We start from the raw sequence: 4,497 nt of genomic DNA on the forward strand, positions 1-4,497 counted from the left end.
GACTATAATTATATGCATGAGTTAGAAGTAAAAGTTGAGATGTGGGAAAAAGAGAAAGAGAAAATCAAAAAATGCTTATGGTGGAAAGATGTGGTTAATGGATTAGCCAATCAAAATCAACCAACGACAGAGGATAATGCGGGTAATGTGAATGGAGCAAATACCCAAACAGCACAAACCGATACCTCACCCCCAGCCACACTAAATCAAGACGGTAAAGCTTGGTATATCCATCCTATATCAATAATTAATTATTTTTCTGCTAAAACTTACCTCTTTGAGAAAGGAGATAAACATGAAATTATTAGAGAAATCAATATTAGGTTAGCCGGTTTTGGTGGAAATGTACCAACAGATGAATTCACTGAAAGAACAGAAAAAATGATCAAACAATTCCAGCGTGATTATATGGAAGTTGAAGAAACTGGTTTTGTTGCTATGGATGTTATAAAAGCGATAGATGAATTCCAAAGAGAATATCCAATTGATACATATTTTGAGCAGGCTAGATGTAAGTGTTCAAATCTTACATTAGCTAAAAATGACATAGCCTGTGAGGGGGTTGGTTGAGGTCTATATGCCGACCAAAGACAAAAAAAGGAGACCTTAGAAGCACATAGAAAATATGAGTATCCAGGATTACATAGAACATTATTTTGGGTATTAAGAGCTTGGAAATTTTATTTGACACACTTTGATAAACGAAATATGAAAATCGCATCAGTATCATCTGGATATCGATGTTGGTCAGATAATCATTCTCATAATAGAACGACCACTAATCATTTGGGAAAAGCACTTGATATTAACTTGGTTCACAATGATTCTAAAGTTACAGTAGCTAATTTATGCGATAATGCAAGAGAAGTAATGATAAGGTATTGCGATGCTCATTATAGATGGTCTACCCCAAATGTTATTTCTTTAGAGGTAGGAAATCGTGTAAAAATATCAACAGATACGGCAATAGCTTCAACATGGGTTCATTTTGATGTAAGGAGTTTTGAATTAGATTACTTAAAAGATGAATATTTTGTTCAAAGTGTTGGACAAGTTAATGGATTGTCAATGCAAACATTAATAGCTAATATGGATTAAGAAGGGTATGAAGACAATTAAACTATGTTTTGTTTTATTCTCGTTATTTTTGCATTTAATTACATCTTCAGCTATAGCTAATGAAAAAAAAGCTTCGGATAATTGGGGAATTATTTATGGTATTAGTGATACGCTAGTAGATGATACAACTGTTGATTTTGATATAAAATTACTTGGTAATAAATTTTATTTTAATAAACAGGAATTTTTAATTAATCGTAATACTATATCGACAAAAGATTTTTTTATAAACAATAATATAGAAAAAACATATTTTGACTTAAAAGAACAGCAAGAATTACTAGAGTATAATTATGATATTAAATTAGATGACAAAATTACTTATCTTCAATTTGATAAAAATATTGATAATAGTCCATTAAAACAGTATGTAACGCAAAATCGGCAAGTAGTATTATTGAATGATATACTGCTTCTGTTCGGAAAAAATGGTAAGCCAGTATTTTATTCAAAACCTTATTTTGAACAAGAGTTTATTAAAGAAGTACCTCAATTACCTATAATCAATGTTCCGTTTAATTCAGATGATGCTTTTATATTATATCGTGATAAGATACCGAAAAAAATATCCCTTCATTTTAAAAATTTTTTGGATCTTCCATGGACTGCAACAAATATATATGGGGCAAAATTTTCTTCTATTTCATCTAATATAAATCCAATATTTATTGATGTAGTCTGGGATAGTGGTGAAACAGAATCTTTATTATATCTGTTTTCAAATGACTATAAAGTATTAGATAATCTATTAATTTTTAACTACATAACCACAACTCGAGGAGGTCCGGGTGGTGATGGCCAAGCTGTTGGTTATCGTTACTTTACTATCGACAAAAACTACTTTATAGAACGCCGCCAACGTTTTGAAGATGAAACTATAGAAGTACAGCACTATCAAGTTACAAAAAAAGGGAAGTTTCAAGAATTACCTGTAACGTCTAATTGTTATAGTAAATTTGCCAATAAAGATAAAAAAATACATTCTACAAAAAGTTTATTATTAACCAGTCATCAAGCTAATGATTATTTACGTTTTGACGGTGGTGATTTGTATGATCTCGATGATGTGACAATGACATTAAAACTGAATGAGAAACAATTTTGTATTAACTATCAACAATCTTATCCTGTCACATTTGGTAAAATTGATGCAAAGCAATTTTTTGGCGATGAGTCATTTTATCAACAGCAAGTGGAAAATTTTAAAAAATATGATATCGATATTAGTAAAGACTTAGACTATATAACCTTTGATAATATTAAAAATACCCCACTGGCTAAATTTTTAAGGAATGGTAATCAGGCAATTTATATGAAAAATACCCTATTTATTGTAGGGAAAGACTATTTTGCATCTTACCGACAACCAACACCTGAAGAAGTTACTTATTCAGAATATAACTAAAGAATTAATTTTGAGTTTATATGAGATGGAAAAAATAACAGAGAAGTGGTTAACCATTTATAATACCGAAAGACCCCATGAGGCATTAAACAATATGACGCCAATTGAATATAATACACTGAAAAACCTAGAGTAATTTTCTACGTGAATTGTGTACTAAGAATAGGGTATTTACAGAAGAACTATGTATGGTATTAGCTATTGATTAGAATAAAGGTAATTGAGATGAAAAACATGTTTTTTAAAGTAATTTATCTAATCAGTTTAGTATCAACTTTATTTTATTCGACTCTGGCGCTGACAATGCAAAAAGATAACTTGTCAGATGATACCATAATTAATCAATTAAAATCACATGGAATTAGATCTCATGTCACTTATATTCACTCAGGCTATAAACATAGTGATTATAAAAATTTTCCTACACAACCCTTTTTAACACTTACACAAGCTGAAAAAATAAATTCTTATTTTTCAGATAATATAATTCAATTTATTGAGCTAAATGATAATTATCAATATGAAAGTATTCTTTTAAAAAAGCGTGATGTAATTGATATTTTATTTCCTACTGCAAAGTTTGAAAATTATCCAGATGGTGAGCATTTTTTGACATTAGATGAGAAATTTCAACCCCATCTTCTTAACTCCGTTGAAGAAGCGTGGAAACAAGATTGTTATCTAAAAGTGGTTATTGAGCAAGGAAAAGTAATTAAAATACAGAAACGTCCTTTAACCTTAATTGAAAAAAATGTTTTTACCTATTGGTCTAATGGAAATAAACAAAATGAAATCAGTGAAAAACTAGATTTGGATAATAATGTCATTATCCGTTATGAAGTGAATTATGATCAGACAGGACAGAGAACCAAAATGTTAGAGCATAATTTTGTGACAAATTATAAAGCAATTATGACTTACTTATACCGGGATGATGTTTATTCAACATTGGACATTTTTAATGAAAAAGGGATTAAGGTTAATCATACCATTATTTATGATCAATTAGGGCGTGTAGAGAGCCAATATTTAGATGAATCAGGAAAAATTGTCAAAACCAGTAATGCTGAACCCGATATTATGGAAAATGTAATCTTGCCACAAAATGCTATTTATCGCTCGTTACCAATGGATTTTAAAAGAGTCAGTCCCTATTATGTAGAACAGCTGATTAATCAAATGGCATCTAACACAGATAATACTCAAGCAGATAAAAATGCAATTACTAGAGCAATTTTTCTGGGTATAAAACCTTATAGTTCTTATTACCATTCAACTCCGTTTCCGCGATGGGGTGAAAAGCGTTATAAAAATTATCCGCATCAATTTCCAATGAGTCTAGCTGAAGCTGAATTTCAGCATCCGAAAGATGGGTATGTTGATTTAGTCAAAGTGACCATTGGTCTTAATTACCAATATCAAACTATTTCGATGGAAAAATGGCAACAAAAGCCATTATCATTGCCAACTGAACAATTTAAATCATTAGAAAATGGAACTTATTTTTTTAGCTTAGATAATGAAGGAAAAATAACACCACTAGAGGGAATTGAACAAGCTATTATTTTACCCACCTATGTTCGTCTAGAAAAAGTTATGGGGAAAATTGATTCTATAGTACAAAAAACTAGAATACAAAAGACGTTACAGCGTTATGAATATAGTGATAACGATCAAATGCATAAGCAGATATTTAATGTATTAGAAAGTCCAATTATGCAACCTTTAACGATCGAAACAATTTATGATGAAAAAGGTGTCTTCATTACATCTCAATCGATAATAGATAATGAAAACAGAAAAATAGCTATTTTTAATAGATATAATAAAGATAATATTTATGGTGTGATTGAACGATTTAATCTTACTGGAATAAAAACGAATCATATTATTCGATATTTTGGCAATATTTATGAAAATCAATATCTAGATAATCAAGGAAATATTGAGTTCACAACAAGTGATATAGAAGA

The 4,497-nt window shown here is 29.9% G+C and carries 4 protein-coding genes and 1 pseudogene; all 5 read left to right on the forward strand.

From position 1 onward, the window contains the following. Window positions 1–570: peptidoglycan-binding domain-containing protein (locus A9G11_RS14375; protein ID WP_218056063.1), on the forward strand; the 570-nt coding region annotated here is incomplete at its 5' end. Window positions 571–684: 114 nt separating this feature from the next. Then, window positions 685–1,098, forward strand: coding sequence for a hypothetical protein (locus A9G11_RS05680; RefSeq protein ID WP_141674352.1), 414 nt, complete (start codon window positions 685–687; stop codon window positions 1,096–1,098). A 7-nt stretch (window positions 1,099–1,105) separates the two neighbouring features. After that, on the forward strand, window positions 1,106–2,524 hold the full coding sequence (locus tag A9G11_RS05685; protein WP_065618538.1) for a hypothetical protein: 1,419 nt from the start codon (window positions 1,106–1,108) through the stop codon (window positions 2,522–2,524). 4 nt (window positions 2,525–2,528) lie between these two features. Continuing rightward, window positions 2,529–2,660 (forward strand): annotated as a pseudogene (locus tag A9G11_RS14380) (integrase core domain-containing protein); the annotation flags it as partial. 89 nt (window positions 2,661–2,749) lie between these two features. Next, window positions 2,750–4,497 (forward strand): hypothetical protein (locus A9G11_RS05690; RefSeq protein ID WP_141674354.1); only part of this gene is annotated, 1,748 nt, incomplete at its 3' end.

Origin of the sequence: Gilliamella sp. wkB108 (assembly GCF_001690195.1) — a bacterium.
In the GTDB taxonomy this organism is placed as follows: domain Bacteria; phylum Pseudomonadota; class Gammaproteobacteria; order Enterobacterales; family Orbaceae; genus Gilliamella; species Gilliamella apicola_L.